Here is a 22,620-nt window from a genome sequence, read left to right on the forward strand (position 1 = left end):
GCTGACCGCAGCCGGCAGCGGCTGCCGCAGCAGCCGCGCGCGCTACGCGCCGAGGAGGCGCTGCGCCAGGTAGCCCTGCAGCTGGTCGAGCGAGACGCGCTCCTGCGACATGGTGTCGCGCTCACGCACCGTGACCGCCTTGTCGTCGAGCGTGTCGAAGTCGACCGTGATGCAGAACGGCGTGCCGATCTCGTCGTGGCGACGGTAGCGACGACCGATCGCGCCGGCGTCGTCGAAGTCGACGTTCCAGTGCTTCCGCAGGTCGTCGGCGAGCCCGCGCGCCACCGGCGACAGCTGCTCGTTGCGGGACAGCGGGAGCACCGCGGCCTTGACCGGCGCCAGCCGCGGGTCGAGGCGCAGGACGGTGCGCTTGTCGACGCCGCCCTTCGCGTTCGGGGCCTCGTCCTCGTGGTACGCGTCGAGCAGGAACGCCATGAGCGCACGGGTGAGCCCGAACGACGGCTCGATGACGTACGGCACGTACTTCTCGTTCGCGGCCTGGTCGAAGAAGCGCAGGTCCTTGCCCGACGACTCGATGTGGTTGTTCAGGTCGAAGTCGGTGCGGTTCGCGACGCCCATGAGCTCGCCCCACTCGGAGCCGGCGAACCCGAAGCGGTACTCGATGTCCGCGGTGGCGTCCGAGTAGTGCGCGCGCTCGCCGTCGGGCACGTCGAAGCGTCGCAGGTTCTCGGGGTCGATGCCGAGGTCGGTGAAGAACGCCACCGCGTCGGCGATCCACTGCTCGTAGTGGGTGTCGACGTCGGCCGGCGGCACGAAGTACTCGATCTCCATCTGCTCGAACTCGCGCGTGCGGAAGATGAAGTTGCCGGGCGTGATCTCGTTGCGGAACGCCTTGCCGACCTGGCCGATGCCGAACGGGGGCTTCATGCGGCTCGTCGTGACGACCTGCGCGAAGTCGACGAAGATGCCCTGCGCCGTCTCCGGGCGGAGGAAGTTCAGCCCTTCCTCGGACTCGACCGGGCCGAGGTAGGTCTTGAGCATGCCGGAGAACTCGCGCGGCTCGGTCCACTCACCGCGGGTGCCGCAGTTCGGGCACGGCACCTCGGCCATGCCGCCCTCGGGCGCTCGACCCTTCTTCGCCTCGAACGCCTCGAGCAGGTGGTCTTCGCGGAACCGGTGGTGGCAGTGCAGGCACTCGACGAGCGGGTCGGTGAAGGTGGCGACGTGACCCGAGGCCTCCCACACCTTGCGGGGCAGGATCACGGCGGAGTCGAGGCCGACCATGTCGCCGCGGCCGCGGACGAACCGCTGCCACCACTGGCGCTTGATGTTCTCCTTCAGCTCGACGCCGAGAGGCCCGTAGTCCCACGCGGAGCGGGATCCGCCGTAGATCTCCCCCGACTGGAAGACGAAGCCACGGCCCTTGGCCAGGGCGATGACGCTGTCGAGACGGGAGGACGGTGCCAAGAGGACTCCTGAGTTCGCCGGACTGGGTGCCCGGTGCGGGAACGGTACCGGGCAAGCGTACCGGCCCCGCGGCGACCGACGGACGCCGGTCGCGCACCCGTGGACGGCCCGGCTCACCCCGCGGGACGGAACCCCTCCACCGCGCCCAGCACCGCGACGACCCGGTCGACGTCGGCGTCGTCGTTCCACAGGTGGAAGGCCAGGCGCAGCCGGCCCGCCCGTCCGCTCGCCGTGACCCCCGCCGCGGTCAGGGCGCGGAGGGCCGACCCGTCCGGGTCGGGGAAGGTCGTGATCGCCTGACCGGACCGGGGCGTCCCGAGCGCGTCGGCGAGCCGGTCCGTGCGACCGGTCGCGTGCCTCCAGGCCGAACCGGCGTCGACGGACGCGAGGTGTCGCAGGGCGGCGACCGCCCCCGGCCACGCCTGCCATGCCGGGGACACGTCGAAACGGCGGGCGTCGTCGGCGAGCTGCATGGTCGGGCCGTAGCACGAGGACCAGACGTCCGCTCCCGCGTACCAGCCGGCCTGCACGGGGCGGACGCGCTCCAGCGCCGCATCGGAGAACGTCGCGAAGGCGACGCCGCGCGGTGCGCACAACCACTTGTAGGCGTGCGTGACCGTGACGTCGAACGGCGCGGCGGACACCGGCAGGACGCCCGCGGCCTGGGTGAGGTCGCAGAGGGTGAGGGCACCGGCGGCGCGCGCCACGTCGAGGACCGGGGCGGGGTCGGTCACCACGCCGGTGGCGGACTGCACGGCGGACCAGGCGACGAGCGCGGTGCCCGGGCGGACGGCGTCGGCGAGTCGCTCGAGCGGGACACTGCGGACCGTGACGCCGCGGTGCGCCTGCACGAGGAACGGGAAGACGATCGACGAGAAGTCGCCGTCGGGGACGACGACCTCGGCACCGTCCGGCAGTGACGCAGCGACGAGTGCCACCATCGCCGAGGTCTGCGACCCCGTCGCCACCCGTGCGGCGTCCACGCCGACGATGCCCGCGAAGAGCGCACGGCCCTCCCCGACCAGGGCGCCGTACGTCGCGGGCGAGGTCGCGGCGCGCGACCACGCGTCGAGGTCCGCCCGCTGTGCGGCCAGGGTGCCGAGCGTGGGGAGCCCGGCGGTGCAGGCGGCGAGGTAGCCCGATCCGTCGACGAAGGAGTCCATACCCCCAGGCTCCGACGGCCGGCGCCATCACGCCAGGGCAGGCTTCTTCGGGGACCCATAACATCGTGTTGTGGAGTCCATCGAACCGCAGCTGCTCCGGGTCCTGCTCGCCGTGCGTGACGGCGGGTCGATCAGCCGTGCGGCCGCGGCGCTCGGCTACAGCCAGCCCGCCGTCAGCCAGTTGCTCACACGCGCCGAACAGCGGCTCGGGCACGACCTCGTGCTCCGCGGCGGCCGCGGCGCGACCCTGACGGAGTCCGGGCGCGTCCTCGCCGACCACGCCCTGCACGTCGAGGCGGCCCTGGCCGCAGCACGCGAGGACCTCGACGCGGTCGGCGGTCTCGCCCGCGGGCGGGTGCGGCTCGCCGGCTTCCCGAGCGCGTCGTCGACCCTCGTGCCCCCGGTGCTCGCGGCGCTGGCGACGGACAGCCCCGGGGTGGTGACGTCGTACGTCGAGGCCGAGCCGCCCGAGGCCGTCGAACTGCTCCGGCGCGGCGAGGTCGACGTCGCCCTGACCTTCTCGCACGCACTGCAGGACGACGCCGCGAACGATCCGACCCTGACCACGCGCGTGCTCGGGCGCGATCCGCTCGCGCTCGTCACCGCCGCGGATGCGGTGCCGACCGGGGACCGGGCAGCCGACCTCGCCGCGTTCCGGGAAGCCCGGTGGATCGGCGGTTGTCCGCGGTGCCGCGGGCACCTGCTCGCGTCGTGCGCGGCGTCCGGGTTCACGCCGGAGATCGTGCTCGAGACCGACAACGCCGCGGCGGTCGTCGGGCTGGTCGCGGCCGGACTCGGCGTCGCGCTGCTGCCCCGGCTGGCGCTGTCGACCACCGTCGTGCCGTCCGGTGTGGCGGTCACGCCGGCCGACGACGCGCTGGCACGACGGGTCGAGGTCGTGGTCGCCCGCGGCGCGGACCGCGTGCCGAGCGTGCGGGCGGCGCTGGAGGCGGTCCGTGGGGTGGCGCACCTGCTCACGTGAGGCGCGGCGCGCTGTCCGTGGCACGGGTCTCGCGTCGGCACCGACGGCCGCCCGGCCGGCCACGGGTCGGACGGGAGGCCCGTGGCGGCGCCCCCACGGGCCTCCCGTCAGGCGGTCGGTGCGTCCACCGCGCCGCCGTAGCGTCGGTCGCGGCGCGCGTACTCCTCGATCGCTCCCCACAGGTCGGTGCGGCGGAAGTCCGGCCAGAGCTGGTCGAGGAACACCATCTCCGCGTACGCGGACTGCCACAGCATGAAGTTCGACGTCCGCTGCTCGCCCGAGCTCCGCAGGAACAGGTCCACGTCGGGCAGCTCGGGCACGTAGAGCCGCTTCGCCAGGGCCTTCTCCGTCACCTGGCTCGGCTTCATCCGACCGGCGGCGACGTCCTCGGCCATGCCCCGGACCGCGTCGACGATCTCGTTCCGCCCGCCGTAGTTGACGCACATCGTGAGGGTGCAGACGTCGTTGTCGGCGGTCATCCGCTCCGCGGTCTGCAGCTCGTCGACGACGCTCCGCCAGAGCCGGGGTCGCCGGCCCGCCCACCGCACCCGGACACCCCACGCGTGCAGCTGGTCGCGACGGCGGTGGATGACCTCGCGGTTGAAGCCCATCAGGAAGCGGACCTCGTCCGGCGACCGCTTCCAGTTCTCGGTCGAGAACGCGTACGCCGACACGTGCTTGACGCCGATCTGGATCGCGCCGGCGACGACGTCGAGCAGCGAGGCCTCGCCGGCCTTGTGCCCCTCGACCCGCGTCAGGCCGCGCTGGTTCGCCCAGCGGCCGTTGCCGTCCATGACGATCGCCACGTGCTCCGGGACGAACTGCGCCGGGATCGCCGGCGGCTGCTCCCCCGTCCAGTCGACGGGTCGCAGTCCCTCGGACACGGCTTCGGACGCGGACCGGCGTGGGCTCATGCAGGTGTTCCTTCGTGATCGGACGTGACGGGCACGGCGGGCGCCGGGGTGGCGGCCACGGCTGCCGGAACCCCACCGGGGGTCGGTGCGACCGGAGCGGGGTGTTCACTGCGGTCCACGTGGGGCAGTGACCGGAGCGATCGTTCCAGGTGCCACTGGGCGTAGGCCGCCACCACGCCGGAGGCCCGCGACCGCGTCCGCTCGTCGGAGGCGTCGACGGTCGACCAGTCCCCGGCGAGCAGTGCCCCGAGCAGGCCGAGCGTGTCGGTGTCGAGCCGGGGCGTCCCGGGCGGCGCTGCACGGTCCGCCACCACCCCGCCGAGCTGCACGACGAAGGCGGTGTGCGGCCCGGGCTCCCCCGTCACCGCACAGTCACCGAACGACGGCGCCCACCCCGCGATGCTCATCGCCCGGAGCAGGTACGAGTCGAGCGTGGCGCTGACGACGTGCTCGTGCCTGGACAGTGAGCGCAGGGCACCGACGAGCAGCAGGTACTGCTGGAGCCCGGCGTCCGCCTCGCTCAACCGGTCCGCCGTCTCGACCATGGCGCTGGCCGCCGTGTAGGCGCCGTAGTCGGTGACGATCTGGGCACCGTACGAGCCGAGGCTCTCGGCCTGGGTGACGATGTCGAGCGACCGACCCTCGTAGAACTGCGCGTCGACGACCATGAACGGCTCGAGTCGCGACCCGAACTTCGACGCCGTGCGCCGTACCCCCTTGGCCACCGCCCGGATCTTGCCGTGCTGCCGGCTCAGCATGGTGACGATGCGGTCGGCCTCGCCGAGCTTGTGGGTGCGCAGCACGACGCACTCGTCCCGGTACAGCGGCATTGCCCCAGTATCCCCCGCGGCGCCGACAGCGGGTGCCGGCGGCGCGGCCGGCGCGGAGCGCGGTCTCAAGAGCGGCGAGCGCGGAGCGGCGAGCGCCGAGCGAGCGGGACGCGCCGCGCGCGTTCTCCCGAGAGGGCAGATCCCGTCGCCGGACGACGCCGAGCGTGACCGAATCCGCCCGCTCGACGCACCGCCGTCGCCGGACGACGCCGAGCGTGACCGAATCCGCCCGCTCGAGGCACCGCCGTCGACGGACGACGCCGAGCGTGACGGGATCCACCGGCTCGCGGCACCGCCGATGCCGCGCGACGACCGGTCGTCGGCGTCCTGTCCGGTCGGCGCCGAGCGGGCACGACACACCGCGTGAGTTCCGTCCGGCGGGCAGATCCCGTCGACGGACGACGCCGAGCGTGACGGGATCCGCCCGGTCGACGACGCGTCCACAGACGGGAGGCGCGGTGTGGGACGGACCCGCACCGCGCCTCCCGAGAGCGCTGGCGTCCTACGCCGTGACCAGCTCCGGCGTCCCGGTCGCGGCTCCGGCGCGTACGGCCCGGTTCACCGCGGAGACGATCGCCTTGAGCGAGGCGGTCGCGATGTCGGCGTCGATCCCGACGCCCCACAGCCGGGTGCCGTCCACGTCGAGCTCGACGTAGGCGGCGGCCTTCGCGTCACCCGAGGCGCTCATCGTGTGCTCGGAGTAGTCGTACAGCGTGACCGCGACGCCCTGCTCCCGCATGACGGTGAGGAACGCGTCGACCGGACCGGTGCCGACTGCATCGGCGGCGACGGACCCCTCGTCGACACGCATCGCGACGTGGAGCTCCGTGGTGCCGTCGAAGTCGCTCGACGTCGCCGTCTTCGTGATCTCGTACCGGCCCCACTTGTCCGACTCGTCGTCGGCGGGCAGGTACTCGTCGCGGAACAGGTCCCAGATCCGGTCGGACGAGAACTCGCCGCCCTCGGTGTCGGTGCGCTGCTGCACCACGCCGGAGAACTCGATCTGCAGCTTGCGGGGCAGGTCGATCGCGTGGTCGGTCTTGAGCAGGTACGCGACGCCGCCCTTGCCGGACTGCGAGTTGACGCGGATGACGGCCTCGTACGAGCGGCCGATGTCCTTCGGGTCGACGGGCAGGTACGGCACCGCCCAGGCGATGTCGTCGACGGACTTCCCCGCGGCGGAGGCCTTGGCCTGCATCGCCTCGAAGCCCTTGTTGATGGCGTCCTGGTGCGAACCGCTGAACGCCGTGTAGACCAGGTCGCCGGCCCAGGGCTGCCGCTCGGGCACCGGCAGCTGGTTGCAGTACTCGACGGTGCGCTTGACCTGGTCGATGTCCGAGAAGTCGACCTCGGGGTCGATGCCCTGCGTGAACAGGTTCATGCCGAGGGCGACGAGGTCCACGTTGCCGGTGCGCTCGCCGTTGCCGAACAAGCACCCCTCGATGCGGTCCGCCCCGGCCATGTAGCCGAGCTCGGCGGCGGCGACGGCGGTGCCGCGGTCGTTGTGCGGGTGCAGCGACAGGATGACGTCCTCGCGGTGGTCGAGGTTGCGCGACATCCACTCGATCGAGTCGGCGTAGACGTTGGGCGTGGCCATCTCGACCGTCGCCGGGAGGTTGATGATCACCTTGCGGTCGGAGGTCGGCTCGAAGACCTCCAGCACGGCGTTGCAGATCTGCGCCGCGACCTCGAGCTCGGTGCCCGTGTAGGACTCCGGCGAGTACTCGTAGAACACCTGCGTGCCGTGCTGCAACCGGGCCTCGGCCGCCTTGCACATCCGGGCGCCCGCGACGGCGATGTCGACGACGCCCTGCACGTCGGTGCGGAAGACGACCTCGCGCTGGACGATGGACGTCGAGTTGTAGAGGTGCACGATGGCCTGCTTCGCCCCGTCGATCGCCTCGTACGTGCGGTCGATGAGGTGCTCACGCGCCTGGGTCAGCACCTGGATCGTGACGTCGTCCGGGATCGCGCCGTCCTCGATGAGCGACCGGACGAAGTCGAAGTCGGTCTGCGATGCGCTCGGGAAGCCGACCTCGATCTCCTTGTAGCCCATCCGGACGAGCAGGTCGAACATGGCCCGCTTGCGCTCGGAGTCCATCGGGTCGATCAGGGCCTGGTTGCCGTCGCGGAGGTCCACCGCGCACCACCGAGGCGCCCGGTCGATGCGCTTCGTCGGCCAGGTGCGGTCGGGCAGGTCGACGCGGATCTGCTCGTGGAAGGGAACGTACTTGTGGATCGGCATCCCGGAGGGGCGCTGGGTGTTCTGCATGGTCGTCGCTTTCGTCGTCTCGCCGGCATCGGCGCTGTGGGGGGCCACGACGGACTCCGCGACGAGGTGGGCCGTGTGTCAGGCCTCGTCGCGGCAGCGAAGGAGGAGGAGCGCCGAGTACATCGCTGCCACCGTAGCACTGGTACACCAGCGCGGTGCAAGTGGATGACGTCCCGGACGCTCCTCCCGACCCGTGCGGTCAGTCGACGGCGAGCGCCTCGGTCGGTGACACCCGCATGGCCCGCCGGACCGGTGCGACCGTGGCGACGACCGCGAGCACGAGGGCCCCCACCACGACGACCGCGACGGTCAGCGGCGGCAGCACGGGCGTGACGACCGTCCCGAGCGAGCCGAGCATCGTCTGCCCGCCGACCCAGCCGTACAGGGTGCCGAGGACGAGTCCGGTGACGACCGCGGCGACGACCATCTGCACGGCCTCGGTCACGATCATGCGTCGGACCTGCGCCCCGGTCAGCCCGAGGACGCGCAGCAGGCCGAGCTCACGACGACGCTGGAGCACGCCGAGCGCGAGGGCGTTCACGACGCCGACCGCGGCGATCACCGCGGAGAACCCGACGATCACGCTCACGACGGCGTTCAGCTGCACGAAGAAGTCCCGCTGCGCCTGGACCGCGTCCGCCGGCAGGGAACCGTCGCCCATCGCCGCCATCTGGGTCTCGACCACGTGCTGCATGATCCCGAGCGCGACCGCGAAGGTGACCAGCAGCGTCACGCCGATGACGAGCCCGATGGTGGCCCGTGACGACCGTCCCGGTGCCCGCATCGCGTTGCGACCGGCGAGCAGGACGACCGGGTCACGCGACCCGATCCGGCCGATGAGCTGCAGGACCGGGGGCATCACGATCGTCGCGCCGACCGCGACCCCGGCGAAGGAGACGAACCCGCCGAGGGCCGCCGGCAGGACGGCCGCGGGCGTGGCGGGGCTGAGGACGAGACCGAGCACCATCAGCAGCGCACCGACCGTCATGAGCAGGACCGCCCAGACCGTCCGCGCCCGGCCCGACCGGACGTCGGCGTGGCTCGGCTCGACGGTCGATGACAGCGCCTGCAGCGGCGTGACCGTCAGCACCCGGCGGGACCCGGCCGCGAACGCGCCCCAGGTCGCCAGGACCACGGCGACGAGCGGCAGCACGAGTTCCCACGGGACGAGCGTGTAGGTGGTCTCCGGGAGGAAGCCGGTGCTCCGCAGGACCGCGACGAAGCACGCGGAGAGCCCGGTGCCGACGACGGTGCCCACCGTGCCGCCGACGGCACCGACGACGAGGCCGGTGCGGGTCGTCCGGGCACGCAGGGTGGCACCCGTCGCCCCGATCAACCGCTGGAGTGCGATCGTGCGGGTCTGCCCCGCGATGATCGTGGCGCAGGTGTTCGCCGTCACGATCGCACCGACGTAGAGGGCGATGCCGAGGAAGAGCCACCCGACGACGGACAGGATCGCCCGGACGGGTGCGAGGTCGTCGAGACCCGCGGCAGCCATCGCCTGGGTCACGATGCCGGGAGCGATGACGAGGGCGGACCCGAACGTCGTGCCGAGGGCTGCGACGAGGACCGTCGGGGCGAACGTGCGCAGGCCGGTCACGCGGCTGCCTCCATCCCGAGCATCGTCGCCGAGATCTCGGCGGCGGTCATCGACGGGCGGTCGTCCACGATCCGCCCGTCGGCGAGGAAGAGGATGCGGTCCGCGTTCGCGGCGGCCGTCGGGTCGTGCGTGACCATGACGACGCTCTGCCCCCACTCCTGCACGGCGCCGCGGAGGATCGCGAGGACGTCACGCCCGGTGCGCGAGTCGAGGGCGCCCGTCGGCTCGTCCGCGACCACCACGGCGGGACGCGACGCGAGCGCACGCGCGATCGCGACGCGCTGCTGCTGTCCGCCGGAGAGTTGGTGCGGCCGGTGGGTCAGACGGTCACCCAGGCCGAGCAGGTCGACGAGCCGGTCGATCCACGCCGACTCGTCCCGGCTCGGCTGGTGCCCACCGAGCAGGAACGGCAGCCGGATGTTCTCCCGCACGTCGAGCGTCGGGACGAGGTTGAAGGACTGGAACACGAACCCGAGCCGGCGACGGCGCAGTTCGGTGAGCTCGCGGTCCCGGAGGCCGGTGATGTCGACCCCGTCGATCGTGATCCGCCCGGTGCTCACCGCGTCGAGCCCCGCGGCGACGTGCATGAGCGTCGACTTGCCGGAGCCCGACGGCCCCATCACGGCGGTGAACTCCCCCGCCCCGATGTCGACGCTGACGTCGTCGAGCGCGGTGACGCGGCGGGCGGCGTCGCCGTAGTGCTTGGACACGTGGTCGAGCCGGATGATCGGGGTGTGGTTGGTGGTCATGCTCCGAGCCTGGCGGCCGGGAGGCGCGTCCCGCGTCCGTCGCGCGGCTCCTGTGGATGGTCCGCTCGGCTCGACGTGCTGTGGAGGGGTCATCCTGTCGGATGACAGCGGGTCGCTCCGCCGGTCGACGCCGGGGTCAGTCGGCCCTGGGCACCAGCCCGTGCTCGTGTGCGAAGACGACGAGCCGGACTCGGTCCCGCAGGTCGAGCTTGCTGAGGACGCGCGAGATGTGCGTCTTCACCGTCGCCTCGCTGACGTACTCGTGCTGGGCGATCTCGCTGTTGCTGTACCCGCGTGCCGCGAGGTCGAAGATCTCCCGCTCACGGGGCGTCAGCTCGGCGAAGGCGGCGGGCACCGCGGCGGCCTGGGCCGCGCCGTCGTCGTAGCGGCGGAGGAGCTCGCGGGTGGCTGAGGCGGCGAACACGGCGGTGCCGGCGTGCACGGTCCGGACCGCGGCGAGCAGGAACTCCGGGTCGGCGTCCTTGAGCACGAAGCCGCTCGCGCCCGCCCGGATCGCCTTCGCGGCAGCCTCGTCGAAGTCGAAGGTGGTGAGCACGAGCACCTTCGCGGCGTCTGCCCCGCCCTGCTCGACGATCCGTGCGGTCGCGGTGATCCCGTCCATCACGGGCATCCGGACGTCCATGAGCACCACGTCCGCCCCGGTGCGCCGCACGAGCTCGGCGCCCTCGGCCCCGTCGCCGGCCTCACCGACGAACTGCAGGTCGGGCTGTGAGTCGATGAGCATCCGGATCCCGGTGCGGAAGAGCGCCTGGTCGTCGACGAGGGCGACCCGGATCGGGCCACCGGTCGGCTGGGACGTGGTCATCTGGTGCGCTCCTGCTCCATCTGGGTGATGCGGCCGCGGGGGAACTGGCCGCTCGCGGGGACCGCGGGCATGCGCACGGCCACCACGAAGTCGTCACCGCGGTGCCCGGCCGTCATCGACCCCCCGGTCATCGTGACACGCTCGCGCATGCCGACCAGTCCGTGCCCGGTGCCGGGGCCGCTGGAGCCGTCGTCGGCGCGCCGGTTCACGACGGTGATCTCGACGGTGTCGGGACGGTAGGTCAGCGCGGTGTGGACCGGTGTCCCGCTCTCCCCGTGCTTCCACGCGTTCGTCAGGCTCTCCTGGACGATCCGGTACACGGCGAGCTGGGTCGTCGTGGGCAGACCGGTCGGGTCGCCTTCCCGGTCCACACGGACGTCGAGGCCGACCTCGCGCATCTCGGCCACGAGCACCTCGAGGTCGGCTGCCTCGGGCGTCGGGGCGGTCCCCTGCTCGTGCCGCAGGGCGCCGAGCAGCTCGCGGACGTCACCGAGGGCACTGCGAGCGGTGCTCGAGATGGTCTCGAGCGCCTGGTCCGCGATCGCGGGGTCGGTCTTGGCGGCGTAGCGTGCCCCGTCCGCCTGGGCGATGACGACGGCCAGCGAGTGCGCGACGATGTCGTGCATGTCGCGGGCGATCCGCACCCGCTCCTGTTCGACCGCGACCGCACGGTCGGCGCGTGCGGCATCCCGTTCGGCGACCAGCTGGGCCTCCCGGCTCATGCTCGCGGACCGGCGGGCGCGGCGGACGAGTCCGGCGAGCCACGGCAGCAGGAGCAGCAGCAGGACGCCGGCGAACGTCGCGAGCACGACCTGCAGGGTCTCGAGCGTGGGCGACGAGGCGGTCTCGATGCCGGAGCGGCGCTGGTGGTCGTACAGCCCGACGTACGCCGCCGCGACCGCGGATCCGCCGATGGCCGAGACCAGGCCGGCGATGCGGACGCGCTTGCTGCCGTAGGCGCTCGTGGTGAAGAGCACGCCGGCGAGCAGCGCGTTCGAGTAGTCCGGCACCTGCATGGTCACCATCTCGAAGACGGCGATCACCCACGAGAGTGCGAGCGACAGCCCCGGCGACAGGCGACGGATCGCGAGGGCGATGCTCAGTCCGACCACCGTCACCAGCCAGAGGGACGGCAGGTCGGCGGACGCACGCAGGAGCGTCAGCAGCCCGCCGAGCAGCACCGCTGTGGTGACGTCGGTGACGAGCTGCGCGCGCAGCAGGGGGCGGAACACCACCCCACGGTACGACGCGGCCGGAGGACGCGCGTCCGACCAGGGGATGACCCGGATCAGAAGCCCAGACGGCCGAGCTGCTTCGGGTCGCGCTGCCACTCCTTGGCGACCTTGACCCGGATGTTCAGGTAGACGTGGCGACCGCCGAGCAGCGACTCGATCTCCGCGCGCGCCCGGGAACCGACGTCCTTCAGCCGTTCCCCGCCGCGGCCGATGACGATCGCCTTCTGGCTGTCGCGCTCGACGAACAGGTTCGCGAAGATCCGCAGCGGTCCGTCGGGGTCGTCCTCGTCGTCGGGCTCGACGACGTCCTCGATGACGACCGCGAGCGAGTGCGGCAGCTCGTCGCGGACGCCCTCGAGCGCGGCCTCGCGGACGAGCTCGGCGATGCGGTCCTCGTCGGTCTCCTCGGTGACGGTGGAAGCGTCGTACAGCTGCGGCGACTCGGGCAGCAGCTTCGTGATCTCGGCGAGCAGCACCTCGAGCTGCAGGCCCTTCGTCCCCGACGTCGGGATGATCGTGTCCCACTCCCGCAGCTGGGACACCGCGAGGAGCTGCTCGCCGACGCGGTCCTTCGGGGTGCCGTCGATCTTCGTGACGATCGCGATCTTGCGCGCCCGCGGGTACTGGTCGAGCGACTCGTTGATGAACCTGTCGCCCGGCCCGATCGGCTCGTCGGCCGGCACGCAGAAGCCGATCACGTCGACGTCACCGAGCGTCGACTGCACGAGGTCGTTGAGCCGTTCGCCGAGCAGGGTGCGGGGGCGGTGCACACCCGGGGTGTCGACGATGATGACCTGGCCGTCGGGCCGGTGCACGATGCCCCGGATGGCGCGTCGCGTGGTCTGGGGCTTCGACGAGGTGATCGCGACCTTCTCGCCGACCAGGGCGTTCGTCAGCGTCGACTTGCCGACGTTCGGACGCCCGACGAAGGAGACGAAGCCGGCGCGGTACGGCCGGCCCGGTGTGTCGGTGCCCGTGGCCGCGTCGGTGTCGGTGTCCGTCTCGGTGCCGTGGTCGGGTTCGTGGTCGGTCATGCGTTCGGGGTTCCCGTCGTGCTCGGAGTGGTCTCGTCGAGGGCGTCCTCGGCGTCCTGCAGGGCGGCGCTCCGCTCGGCGAGGACGGTGATCAGGTGGCGGCGCTTGCCCTCGACACGGTCGGCGGTCAGCGCGACCCCGGAGACGGTGACCTGCTCGCCGCGGACCGGCAGCCGGCCGAGCTCCTTCGTCAGCAGGCCACCGGCGGTGTCGACGTCGTCGTCCTCGAGCTCGACGCCGAAGAGGTCGCCGAGCTCGTCGATCGGCATGCGGGCGGAGATGCGCCAGACGCCCGGGCCGACCTCGGTCCGGTCGACCACGGTGCGGTCGTACTCGTCGGAGATGTCGCCGACGAGTTCCTCGATGAGGTCCTCCATCGTCACGAGCCCGGCGACCCCGCCGTACTCGTCGACCACGAGCACCAGGTGGTTCTTGGCGACCTGCATGTGCCGGAGGGTGTCGTCCGCGGGCTTCGACTCGGGGACGAACTCGGCCGGTCGCAGCAGCGCCGTCACCGGTTCCCGCTCGCTGCCGGGCTGCTCGTACAGGGCGCGGGAGACGTCGCGCAGGTATAGCACGCCGAGCACGTCGTCGCTGTCCTTGCCGGTGACCGGCATGCGCGAGACGCCGGCGACCAGGAACCGTTCCATCCCCGCGGCCAGGGTGGCCTCCCCGTCGACCGTGAGCATGTCGGTCCGGGGCACCATGACCTCGCGCACCAGGGTGTCGCTGAACTCGAAGACCGAGTGGATGAGCTCGCGGTCGTCCTGTGCGAGCACGTTGCTCTCGGTCGCCTCGTCGACGAGCGAGAGCAGCTGCTCCTCGCTCGACACCGTCGATGCGCTGCGGCCACGGCCGGGGGTCACCCGGTCCCCGATCGCGACGAGGAGCCCGGCGAGCGGACCGAGCACGATCCGGACGGCGCGCACGAGTCCTCCGGTGGCGCCGATGAGGCGCTCGGCGTGTGCGCGTCCGACGCTGCGCGGGCTCGACCCGACGAGCACGAACGACACGGCCGTCATGATCGCAGCGGACACGACCAGGGCCACCCACCAGGTGTCGAACACCGTGACGAGGGCGATCGTGACGAGCACCGCGGCGGCAGTCTCGGCGAGCACGCGGACGAAGTTCAGGGCGTTGACGTGCGCGCCGACGTCGTCGGCCACGGCCTCGATCGCACGACGGTTGCGGCTGCCGCGGGCGATCTCGTCGAGGTCGGCGCGGGACAGCACGGTGAGCGCGGCGTCGGACGCGGCGAGCAGACCGCCGACGACGACCAGGACGAACGCCGCCGCGAGCAGGACGGCGACGAGCACCATCAGGTCACCGCCCGCGTCGCTGGGCCGCGAAGGCGGAGAGGATCTCGCCCTGCAGCCCGAACATCTCGGCCTTCTCCTCCGGCTCGGCGTGGTCGAAGCCGAGCAGGTGGAGGATGCCGTGGCACGTGAGCAGCAGCATCTCGTCGGTGGTGGTGTGCCCCGCGGTCTTCGCCTGCTCGGCGGCGACCTGCGGGCACACGACGATGTCGCCGAGCAGCCCGGCCGGTGTCGGCTCGTCCTCGGTCCCCGGGCGGAGCTCGTCCATCGGGAAGCTCAGGACGTCCGTCGGACCCGGCTCGTCCATCCACCGGACGTGCAGCTGCTCCATCGCGCCCTCGTCGACCAGGACGATCGCGAGCTCCGCATCCGCGTGGACGTGCAGCGCGTCGAGCGCGAAGGCGGCGAGGCGCTGGACGGCCTGTTCGTCGACCTCGACACCCGACTCGTTGTTGAGCTCGATGCTCACCGGTTGCCTCCTCGGGCGTCGTTCTGGGGGTATGTGGACTGCTGGCGGTCCTGCGGCGGGCGCCCGCGACGCTCGGCTCGGTTCGCTCCGGCGGGGTTGCCCGTCGGCGCGGTCCCCCGGCCGGCGGGGCGGTGCCCGGCCTGCTCCGCCAGACGTTCCTCGTCGTACACGGTGTAGGCGTCGACGATCCGTCCGACCAGGGTGTGGCGGACGACGTCCTCGCTGCCGAGCCGGGCGAAGTGGATGTCGTCGACGTCGCCCAGGATCCGCGTGACGAGCCGGAGACCCGACAGGTTGCCGGGCAGGTCGACCTGCGTGATGTCACCGGTGACGACCATCTTCGAGCCGAAGCCGAGGCGCGTCAGGAACATCTTCATCTGCTCGGGCGTGGTGTTCTGCGCCTCGTCGAGGATCACGAACGAGTCGTTCAGCGTCCGCCCGCGCATGTACGCCAGCGGTGCGACCTCGACGGTGCCGGCCGCCAGCAGCTTCGGGACCAGCTCGGGGTCCATCATCTCGTTGAGGGCGTCGTACAGCGGGCGCAGGTAGGGGTCGATCTTGTCGGTCAGCGTGCCCGGCAGGAACCCGAGCCGCTCGCCCGCCTCGACCGCGGGACGGGTCAGGATGATGCGGGTGACCTCGCGCCGCTGCAGTGCCTGGACGGCCTTCGCCATCGCCAGGTAGGTCTTGCCGGTGCCCGCGGGGCCGATGCCGAAGGTGATGGTGTGCTGGTCGATGGCGTCGACGTAGGCGCGCTGCCCGTCGGTCTTCGGCCGCACCGACTTGCCGCGGCTCGCCACGATCGGGGTGCCGAACGTGTCCGAGGGCTTGCGGTCCTCGTCGAGGATCCGCGCCGACGTCGGGATGTCGGCCGGACCGATGTCCTGCCCGCGCTTCACCATGCCGACGAGCTCGTCGACGAGCGCGTGGGCACGGGCGACGTCGCGCTCGGGTCCGGTGAGCGAGACCTCGTTGCCGCGGACGAGCACCCGGACGCCCGGGTACTGCCGCTCGACCGTCTTGAGCAGGCGGTCCTGCGGGCCGAGGAGCTGGACCATCGCGATGCCGTCGACCCGGATGTCGACGACGACGTCGGACGGGTCGGACACGGGTCGGGTCGTGGGTCGGTCCGGTGCGGGCGCGTCGGACGCGGGGTGGACGGAGTCGTCAACCGGCAAGGAGATTCCCTTCGTGCAGATCACCTGCGAGGACGTGCGCGTGCACGTGGAACACGGTCTGACCGGCGGCTTCGCCGGTGTTGAAGACGAGACGGAACTGGCCGCCGTCCCGCTCGTCCGCGATGCGGCGGGCGGTCGCGACGACGTGCGCCAGCAGCTCGGGGTCACCGGCGGCGAGCTCGGTGACGTCGCGGTACTCCTCGGTCTTGGGCACCACGAGCACGTGGACGGGTGCCTTCGGGGCGATGTCCTCGAACGCGATCACCCGGTCGTCCTCGGCCACGATGGTCGCGGGGACCTCGCGCGCGACGATCCTCGAGAAGATGCTCGGCTCGCTGCTGCTCATGGAGACCATCGTAGGACCCGCCTCCGACGCCGCTACCAGCGCCCGAGCATGGTCTGCAGGACGGCCAGGGCGGACGGTCCGGCGGTCGAGGTGCGGAGCACGGTGTCCCCGAGCCGCACGCGGACGGCGCCGGCGGCCTCGAGCCGGTCGAACTCGGGACCGTCGATCCCGCCCTCGGGTCCGACGACCAGGACGATCTCGTCGACGTCGGCCGGCGGCTCCCACGCCGAGAGCCGCACCGCGCCGACCGGGTCCAGCACGACCAGCGCACGCCGCGCCTCCCGGCCGACCGCGGCCAGCTGCGCCGTCGTCACCGGTGCGTCCACCGTCGGGACGCGCGACCGGACCGCCTGCTTCGCGGCCTCCTGCGCGATCGCCGCCCACCGGGCGCGTCCCTTCTCGACCTTCGCGCCGTCCCACCGCGACACGCTGCGCGCTGCCGCCCAGGGGACGATGCGGTCGACGCCGATCTCGGTGGCTGCCTGCACCGCCATCTCGTCACGCCCGCCCTTCGCGAGCGCCTGCACGAGCACCAGCGCCGGACGCGGTTCCGCCTCGACGTCGACGTCGGCGACCGTCAGGGTCAGCGTGTCCTTGCCGGTCGACGCGACCGCGCCCGTGACGACCGTGCCCCGGCCGTCGGAGAGGCGCAGCGTCTCGCCGACGCGGACCCGCGCGACCGAGACGGCGTGTCGGCCCTCCGCGCCGTCGAGCGACACCGCGTCACCGGCGCCGAGGCCGTCGAGGGTCCCCGGACCGACGAGGTAGAGCGATGCCATCAGAAGTTGAAGAAGCGGTCGCGGAGCTTGCCGAACATGCCCTGCTGGAAGCGTGCGAGCTGCGGTCCCGGTGCCTTGTGCGTCTTCGCGAGCTGCTCGACGAGCCCACGCTCCTTGTGCGAGAGCTTGGTCGGGGTCACGACCTGCACGCCGACGCGGAGGTCGCCCCGGCCGGTGCCGCGCAGCTTCGTCACGCCGCGGTCCTTGATGACCAGGACGTCGGCGCTCTGCACGCCCGGACGGATCTCGAGCTCGACCGGCCCGTCGAGCCCGTCGATCGTCGTGTGCGCGCCGAGGATCGCATCGGTCATCTGGACCTCGAGCGTCGCGAGCAGGTCGTCGCCGTCGCGGCTGTAGACGTCGTGGTGGCGCACCTTGACCTCGAGGTACAGGTCGCCGGACGGGCCGCCCGCGGGTCCGACCTCGCCCTGGCCCGGCATCTGCAGGCGCAGCCCGGTCTCGACGCCGGCGGGGACGTCGACGGGGATGGTCCGGCGGGCACGGACGCGCCCCTGGCCCTGGCACGTCGGGCAGGGACTCGGGATGACGGTGCCGTAGCCGCGGCACGTCCCGCAGGGCGCGCTGGTCACGACGTTGCCGAGGAGCGAGCGGACCTGGCGCTGGATGTGCCCGGAGCCACCGCAGATGTCGCAGGTGCGGGGGCTGGTCCCCGGCGCGCAGCACGAGCCGTGGCACGTGTCGCAGACGACGGCCGTGTCGACCTCGACGTCCTTGTGGGTGCCGAAGACGACCTCGTCGAGGTCGACCTCGATGCGCAGCAGGGCGTCCTGCCCGCGCTCGGCACGGCTGCGCGGACCGTTGCCGCGTCCGCCGCCGCCACCCCCGCCGAAGAAGGCGTCGAAGATGTCGCTGAAGCCACCGGCGGCACCGCCGCCGAAGGGGCTCTCCTGCGGGCCGGCGTCGTAGCGTCGGCGCTGCTCCGGGTCGCTCAGCACGTCGTACGCGTGCGTCACGTCCTTGAAGCGCTCGGCCGCGTCCGGGCTCGGGTTGACGTCCGGGTGGAGCTCGCGCGCCAGCCGTCGGTAGGCCTTCTTGATGTCGGCATCGGAGGCGTCCGGCTGGACGCCGAGGACGTCGTAGTGGTCTGCCACGGTTCCCTCAGTCGGTTTCGGTTCGGTCGGTGGGTCGCGGCGGTCGCCGCGGTCCGGTCTGGAGGCGCGGAGCCGGTCCGCTGGACACCGCGCGTCGGGCGCAGGGTCCGGTCAATGTTCGCCCAGCAGCTTGGACAGGTACCGTGCGACCGCACGGACGGCGGCCATGTTCGTGCCGTAGTCCATGCGGGTGGGGCCGAGGACCCCGAGTCGGGCGACCGCTCCGCCGCCGGCGAGGTAGCCACCGGCGACGATGCTCGTCGCGTCGAGGCCGTACTCGGCGTTCTCGACGCCGATGCTCGCGGCGACGGCCACGTCGTCCACCTGCATCTCGCCGAACAGGCGGAGCAGGGTCACCTGCTCCTCGATCGCCTCGAGCACGGAGAACAGTCCGCCGGAGAAGTCGCGTTCGCTCTTCGCCAGGTTCGCCGCGCCGGCCATGACCAGGCGGTCCTGCCGGTTCGCCGCGACCTGCTCGATGAGCGTCGCGACGACGACGCCGCCGAGGGTCTGCGCGTCCGGACGGAGCTGCTGCGGCACCTCGCGCAGGGCACGCGGGACGTCCTGCAGCAGGAGCCCGACGCTCGCCCCGTTCACGACGGTGCGGAGCTCGGTGAGCGACCCCTCGTCGAGGGGGACGTCCGTCTCGACCACGCGCTGCTCGACCCGGGCGGTGTCGGTGATGAGCACGACCATCAGGCGGGTGTCACCGAGCCGGACGAGCTCGACGTGCTGCACGCGTGCGCGCACCATCGACGGGTACTGCACCAGCGCGACCTGGTTGGTGAGCTGGCTGAGCAGGCGGACCGTGCGACCGAGGACCTCGTCGAGGTCGTTCGGCGTGCCGAGGAAGGTCTCGATGGCGTGGCGCTGCGCGCTCGACAGCGGCCGGGCTGCGGCCAGGTGGTCGACGAAGAGTCGGTACCCCTTGTCGGTCGGCACCCGCCCCGACGAGGTGTGCGGCGCCACGATCAGCTGTTCGTCCTCGAGCTGCGCCATGTCGTTGCGGATCGTCGCGGCGCTGACCCCGAAGGCGTGACGCTCGACGATCGTCTTCGAGCCGACGGGCTCGCGCGAGGCGACGTAGTCCCGCACGATCGCCTTGAGGACCTCGAGGGAGCGTTCGCTGACCATCCGGACCCCTTCCGTTCGATGCTGGCACTCGGACGTGTCGACTGCTGATCCTACGCCCGACCGCCGACCGACCGGGACCGCCGGGGCCCACGCCGGTACGCTCACGGCATGAGCTACGGACAGCAACCGGGCGGCCCGCAGGACGGCCGCTACGGCCAGCAGCAGGGCGGACCCCAGAACCCGCAGGGACCGCAGTACCCGGCCGGCTTCACGCCGCCCCAGCCGATGTCGCCGGAGGACCAGCGACTCTGGGCGACGCTGACGCACGTCGGCGGCATCTTCTTCAGCCTGGTCGTGCCGATCATCGCCTACCTGGTGCTGCGCGACCGCGGGCAGTTCGTGAAGGAGCACACCCGTCAGGCACTGAACTTCCACATCACGATGGCGATCGCCGGGTTCGTGTGCAGCCTGTTGGCGTTCGTCGTCATCGGACTCGTGCTGCTGCCGATCCTGTACGTGATCGTGATCGTCTTCGCGATCATGGCCGCCCTCGCGGCGAACCGCGGTGACTTCTACCGCTACCCGCTCACCATCGAGTTCATCAAGCAGTAGCGCGCGAGCGACCGCCGGCGCGTCAGTCGAGCAGCTCGCGGACGACCGCGTCCGCGAGCAGCCGGCCCTGCAGGGTGAGCTCGATGCGTCCCCGCACCGCGGCCGTGCCGTCCACGAGGCCACGCGCGATGAGACCGGCGACCCGGCCACGTGCCTCCCGGCCGAGCTCCGCGGTGGTGAGCTCGCCGCGGACGCGCGCGGCGAGCAGCACCCGTTCGACGTACCGGGTGTCCGCGTCGAGCGTCTCGCGCCCCGCCGCGGGCGACTCGCCGGCCAGCACCCGGTTCGCGTACGCGGCCGGGTGCTTCACGTTCCACCAGCGGGTGCCGGCGACCGCGGAGTGCGCACCCGGGCCGACGCCCCACCAGTCGTGGCCCTTCCAGTAGGACAGGTTGTGCCGGCTCGCGTGGCGCTCCGGACCACCGGCCTCGTCGGTGCGCGCCCAGTTCGAGACCTCGTACCAGGAGTACCCGGCGTCGGCCAGGGTCCGGTCGGCGAGCTCGTACATGTCGGCGGCGAGGTCGTCGTCCGGGGCCGGCAGGTCGCCGCGGGCCACCATGCGCCCCATCGCCGTGCCGTCCTCGACGATGAGCGAGTACGCCGACACGTGGTCGGGCGCGCAGGCCAGCGCGGCCTCGAGCGAGGTGCGCCAGTCGTCGAGCGACTCCCCCGGGGTCGAGTAGATGAGGTCGAGGCTGACGTCGAGGCCCTGCTGCTTCGCGAGGTCCACCACGACCGGAACCCGCTCGGGGTCGTGGGTCCGGTCGAGCGTCGCGAGGACGTGCGGGACGGCCGACTGCATGCCGTAGCTCATCCGGGTGAACCCGCCGCGCTGCAGGGTCGCGATCGCGTCCGCGTCCACGGAGTCCGGATTCGCCTCGGTGGTGACCTCCGCACCCGGCAGGATGCCCCACGTGTCGTCGATCGCCCGGAGGATCATCACCAGGTCGTCCGCCGGCAGCATCGTCGGCGTGCCACCGCCGAAGAACACCGTCGAGACCGGGCGTCGCGGCACCCCGGAGCGGTCGAGGACCTCGGCCGCCCACCGGATCTCCTGCACCGCGTGGCCGGCGTAGTCGTCACGGCGCACCCCGCGCAGCTCGGACGCAGTGTAGGTGTTGAAGTCGCAGTAGCCGCACCGCACCCGGCAGAACGGCACGTGGACGTAGACGCCGAAGGGGACGTCGCCGGCGCCGGGGCCAGGGGTGAGCAGGCCGTCCGCGGGAGCGGGATCGGCGATCGGGAGCGCACTCGGCATGGACTCCATTCTCGGCCATGATGGAGCCATGGAGCACCACACCGTCCCCACCACGGTGCTGTGGGACATCGACGGCACCCTCGTGCTGAACGCGGCGTCGCCCGGCAACCTGTACCACCTGGCCGTCGAGCGCGCGGTCGGCCGCGACCTCGTGCTGAAGGTCGGACACCAGCACGGCCGGACCGACGCCGGGCTCATCGCGGACCACGTCCGGGCACACGACCTCGACGACGCGCTCATCCCCACGGTCAGCCGGCACCTGCGCGACCTGACCGACGAGCGCTACGGCCGGGGCGAACGCCGCTCCCCCGCCCCCGGAGCCGCCGCGCTCGTCCGCCGGTTCGCCGGACTCGGCTGGCGGAACGGCCTGCTGACCGGCAACTCCGAGCACCGGGCCCGCGTGAAGCTCGGCGGGGCGGGCTTCGACCTCGGCGCCTTCGACTGGGAGCACTCGTACTTCGGGGACGCGGAAGTCGAGCGCACCGGCGTCACCGCACGCGCCGCCGCCGCCCTGTCCGGGGAGCGAGCCGTCATCGTCGGCGACACCCCGCGGGACGGCGAGGCGGCCGACGCGGTGGGGATCCCGTTCGTCGCGGTCGCGACCGGGGTCTACGAGGTCGACGCCCTGCGTGGGACGAGCGCGGTGTGCGTCGCGCGGGACTGCGTGCAGGACGCCCGACTGCTCGAGGAGGCGATCGCCGCGCTGCCGCCGCTGCGCTGAGCGGCGGCGGCGGCGGTGGCGGTCGGTCGGTGCGCCGTACCGAGCACGCGGTCGGACGCCTCGTGTCGACCGGTCAGTCGCCGCGCAGTGCGCTGAGGTACTTCGCTGCCATGACCCGCTGCTGTCGACGGAGCAGCGGCGCCACGAACGCCCACTTCCGGCTCGACGGCTGCGAGAACTGGCGGACCTGCAGCCACACCGAACCGTCGCTCGTGCGCTCGACCACGAAGGACTCCTCGCCGGACAGCGGGTGCCCCTCGAGCGTGCCGTAGGCGAAGCCCTTGCGGTCGGTCTCGTCGATGATCGACACGACGCGGACCGGCGCGTGCACGGTCTGCCCGAACGCGTGCATCTCGAGCGTCGCCGTGGTGCCCGCCGTCAGCAGCGGGGTGCCGTCGGCGGCGAACTTCTCCACCCGGGGCGTGCCGATCGAGGCCGGTGCGATCGGGACACCGTGCTCGTCGAACGTCACCGGGTTGTAGCGGACCTCGTCGTCGTCGGGATGGTCCTCGACCTGCACCCGGATGCCGCTGCGCTCCTGGATCTGCCAGGTCAACGCCTGCGTCACCGCGGTCTCGAACCGGGCGTCGCCGTGGCCGATGCGCGCCCGCGACTCCGCCGGGGTGAAGCCCTCCGGCGGGTAGGTCATGAGGTCCGCCGCCTGCGTGGCACCGACGGCACCGTAGGTCAGGGCGGTCCGGTAGCTGCCGCGGGAACTCATG

Annotated in this window: 22 protein-coding genes; 3 read left to right on the plus strand and 19 right to left on the minus strand. The window is 72.3% G+C overall.

Features of this window, described 5'->3' with window-relative positions:
• Nucleotides 1–42: 42 nt before the first annotated feature.
• Nucleotides 43–1,428 (minus strand): glycine--tRNA ligase, encoded by a 1,386-nt coding sequence (locus JOD95_RS03260; RefSeq protein ID WP_066653905.1) that lies wholly within the window; start codon nucleotides 1,426–1,428, stop codon nucleotides 43–45.
• Nucleotides 1,429–1,541: 113 nt separating this feature from the next.
• A complete protein-coding gene (locus JOD95_RS03265) occupies nucleotides 1,542–2,591 on the minus strand; it encodes an aminotransferase class V-fold PLP-dependent enzyme (protein ID WP_209683004.1) in 1,050 nt (349 codons plus the stop codon).
• A gap of 70 nt (nucleotides 2,592–2,661) precedes the next feature.
• Between JOD95_RS03265 and JOD95_RS03270 the strand changes: the two genes are divergently transcribed.
• Nucleotides 2,662–3,573 carry a LysR family transcriptional regulator gene (locus JOD95_RS03270; RefSeq protein WP_209683006.1) on the plus strand — a complete coding sequence of 304 codons (912 nt, stop codon included), beginning with the start codon at nucleotides 2,662–2,664 and terminating at the stop codon, nucleotides 3,571–3,573.
• A gap of 107 nt (nucleotides 3,574–3,680) precedes the next feature.
• On the opposite strand, the gene JOD95_RS03275 is transcribed toward JOD95_RS03270, so the two are convergent.
• The 15 genes from JOD95_RS03275 to hrcA form a co-directional block, all read right to left on the minus strand.
• Nucleotides 3,681–4,487, minus strand: coding sequence for an isoprenyl transferase (locus tag JOD95_RS03275; protein WP_066653897.1), 807 nt, complete (start codon nucleotides 4,485–4,487; stop codon nucleotides 3,681–3,683).
• On the minus strand, nucleotides 4,484–5,317 hold the full coding sequence (gene recO, locus JOD95_RS03280) for a DNA repair protein RecO (RefSeq protein ID WP_066653894.1): 834 nt from the start codon (nucleotides 5,315–5,317) through the stop codon (nucleotides 4,484–4,486). The genes JOD95_RS03275 and recO overlap by 4 nt, the downstream gene beginning before the upstream one ends.
• A 502-nt stretch (nucleotides 5,318–5,819) precedes the next feature.
• A complete protein-coding gene (gene leuA, locus JOD95_RS03285; RefSeq protein WP_209683009.1) occupies nucleotides 5,820–7,589 on the minus strand; it encodes a 2-isopropylmalate synthase in 1,770 nt (589 codons plus the stop codon).
• Nucleotides 7,590–7,788: 199 nt separating this feature from the next.
• Nucleotides 7,789–9,189, minus strand: a complete 1,401-nt coding sequence (locus JOD95_RS03290) for an ABC transporter permease (RefSeq protein ID WP_307810354.1) — start codon at nucleotides 9,187–9,189, stop codon at nucleotides 7,789–7,791.
• Nucleotides 9,186–9,938, minus strand: a complete 753-nt coding sequence (locus JOD95_RS03295) for an ABC transporter ATP-binding protein (RefSeq protein WP_209683011.1) — start codon at nucleotides 9,936–9,938, stop codon at nucleotides 9,186–9,188. Before JOD95_RS03295 ends, JOD95_RS03290 begins: the two co-directional genes overlap by 4 nt.
• A 136-nt stretch (nucleotides 9,939–10,074) precedes the next feature.
• Nucleotides 10,075–10,764 (minus strand): response regulator, encoded by a 690-nt coding sequence (locus tag JOD95_RS03300; protein WP_066653881.1) that lies wholly within the window; start codon nucleotides 10,762–10,764, stop codon nucleotides 10,075–10,077.
• Nucleotides 10,761–11,996 (minus strand): sensor histidine kinase, encoded by a 1,236-nt coding sequence (locus JOD95_RS16840; RefSeq protein ID WP_144411283.1) that lies wholly within the window; start codon nucleotides 11,994–11,996, stop codon nucleotides 10,761–10,763. The genes JOD95_RS03300 and JOD95_RS16840 overlap by 4 nt, the downstream gene beginning before the upstream one ends.
• Before the next feature lie 56 nt (nucleotides 11,997–12,052).
• A complete protein-coding gene (gene era / locus JOD95_RS03310; protein ID WP_209683014.1) occupies nucleotides 12,053–13,033 on the minus strand; it encodes a GTPase Era in 981 nt (326 codons plus the stop codon).
• A complete protein-coding gene (locus JOD95_RS03315; protein WP_066653872.1) occupies nucleotides 13,030–14,352 on the minus strand; it encodes a hemolysin family protein in 1,323 nt (440 codons plus the stop codon). Before JOD95_RS03315 ends, era begins: the two co-directional genes overlap by 4 nt.
• Before the next feature lie 4 nt (nucleotides 14,353–14,356).
• Nucleotides 14,357–14,818 carry an rRNA maturation RNase YbeY gene (gene ybeY / locus JOD95_RS03320; protein WP_066653869.1) on the minus strand — a complete coding sequence of 154 codons (462 nt, stop codon included), beginning with the start codon at nucleotides 14,816–14,818 and terminating at the stop codon, nucleotides 14,357–14,359.
• Nucleotides 14,815–15,876, minus strand: coding sequence for a PhoH family protein (locus tag JOD95_RS03325; protein ID WP_245171450.1), 1,062 nt, complete (start codon nucleotides 15,874–15,876; stop codon nucleotides 14,815–14,817). The genes ybeY and JOD95_RS03325 overlap by 4 nt, the downstream gene beginning before the upstream one ends.
• Nucleotides 15,877–15,985: 109 nt before the next feature.
• Nucleotides 15,986–16,342 carry a histidine triad nucleotide-binding protein gene (locus JOD95_RS03330; protein WP_209683020.1) on the minus strand — a complete coding sequence of 119 codons (357 nt, stop codon included), beginning with the start codon at nucleotides 16,340–16,342 and terminating at the stop codon, nucleotides 15,986–15,988.
• Nucleotides 16,343–16,374: 32 nt separating this feature from the next.
• A complete protein-coding gene (locus JOD95_RS03335) occupies nucleotides 16,375–17,121 on the minus strand; it encodes a 16S rRNA (uracil(1498)-N(3))-methyltransferase (RefSeq protein ID WP_066653860.1) in 747 nt (248 codons plus the stop codon).
• Complete coding sequence (gene dnaJ / locus JOD95_RS03340) at nucleotides 17,121–18,233, minus strand: molecular chaperone DnaJ (RefSeq protein WP_066653858.1); 1,113 nt, start codon at nucleotides 18,231–18,233, stop codon at nucleotides 17,121–17,123. The genes JOD95_RS03335 and dnaJ overlap by 1 nt, the downstream gene beginning before the upstream one ends.
• 111 nt (nucleotides 18,234–18,344) lie before the next feature.
• The gene (hrcA, locus tag JOD95_RS03345; protein ID WP_209683023.1) at nucleotides 18,345–19,367 is read right to left on the minus strand and encodes a heat-inducible transcriptional repressor HrcA; all 1,023 of its coding nucleotides are present in this window, start codon (nucleotides 19,365–19,367) and stop codon (nucleotides 18,345–18,347) included.
• A gap of 108 nt (nucleotides 19,368–19,475) precedes the next feature.
• Here hrcA and JOD95_RS03350 point away from each other — a divergent pair, with 108 nt between their 5' ends.
• Nucleotides 19,476–19,919 (plus strand): DUF4870 domain-containing protein, encoded by a 444-nt coding sequence (locus JOD95_RS03350; protein ID WP_235426567.1) that lies wholly within the window; start codon nucleotides 19,476–19,478, stop codon nucleotides 19,917–19,919.
• A 22-nt stretch (nucleotides 19,920–19,941) separates the two neighbouring features.
• On the opposite strand, the gene hemW is transcribed toward JOD95_RS03350, so the two are convergent.
• Nucleotides 19,942–21,177 (minus strand): radical SAM family heme chaperone HemW, encoded by a 1,236-nt coding sequence (gene hemW / locus JOD95_RS03355; protein ID WP_066658103.1) that lies wholly within the window; start codon nucleotides 21,175–21,177, stop codon nucleotides 19,942–19,944.
• A gap of 28 nt (nucleotides 21,178–21,205) precedes the next feature.
• Here hemW and JOD95_RS03360 point away from each other — a divergent pair, with 28 nt between their 5' ends.
• Nucleotides 21,206–21,898: an HAD family hydrolase gene (locus JOD95_RS03360; RefSeq protein ID WP_066653854.1), complete on the plus strand. Its 693-nt coding sequence runs from the start codon at nucleotides 21,206–21,208 to the stop codon at nucleotides 21,896–21,898.
• Nucleotides 21,899–21,971: 73 nt separating this feature from the next.
• Here the strand turns inward: JOD95_RS03360 and JOD95_RS03365 are convergent, their stop codons facing one another.
• Nucleotides 21,972–22,619 (minus strand): DUF1990 family protein, encoded by a 648-nt coding sequence (locus JOD95_RS03365; protein ID WP_066653852.1) that lies wholly within the window; start codon nucleotides 22,617–22,619, stop codon nucleotides 21,972–21,974.
• Nucleotide 22,620 lies beyond the last annotated feature (1 nt).

Origin of the sequence: Curtobacterium sp. 1310 (genome assembly GCF_017834105.1) — a bacterium.
Classification (GTDB): Bacteria; Actinomycetota; Actinomycetes; order Actinomycetales; family Microbacteriaceae; genus Curtobacterium.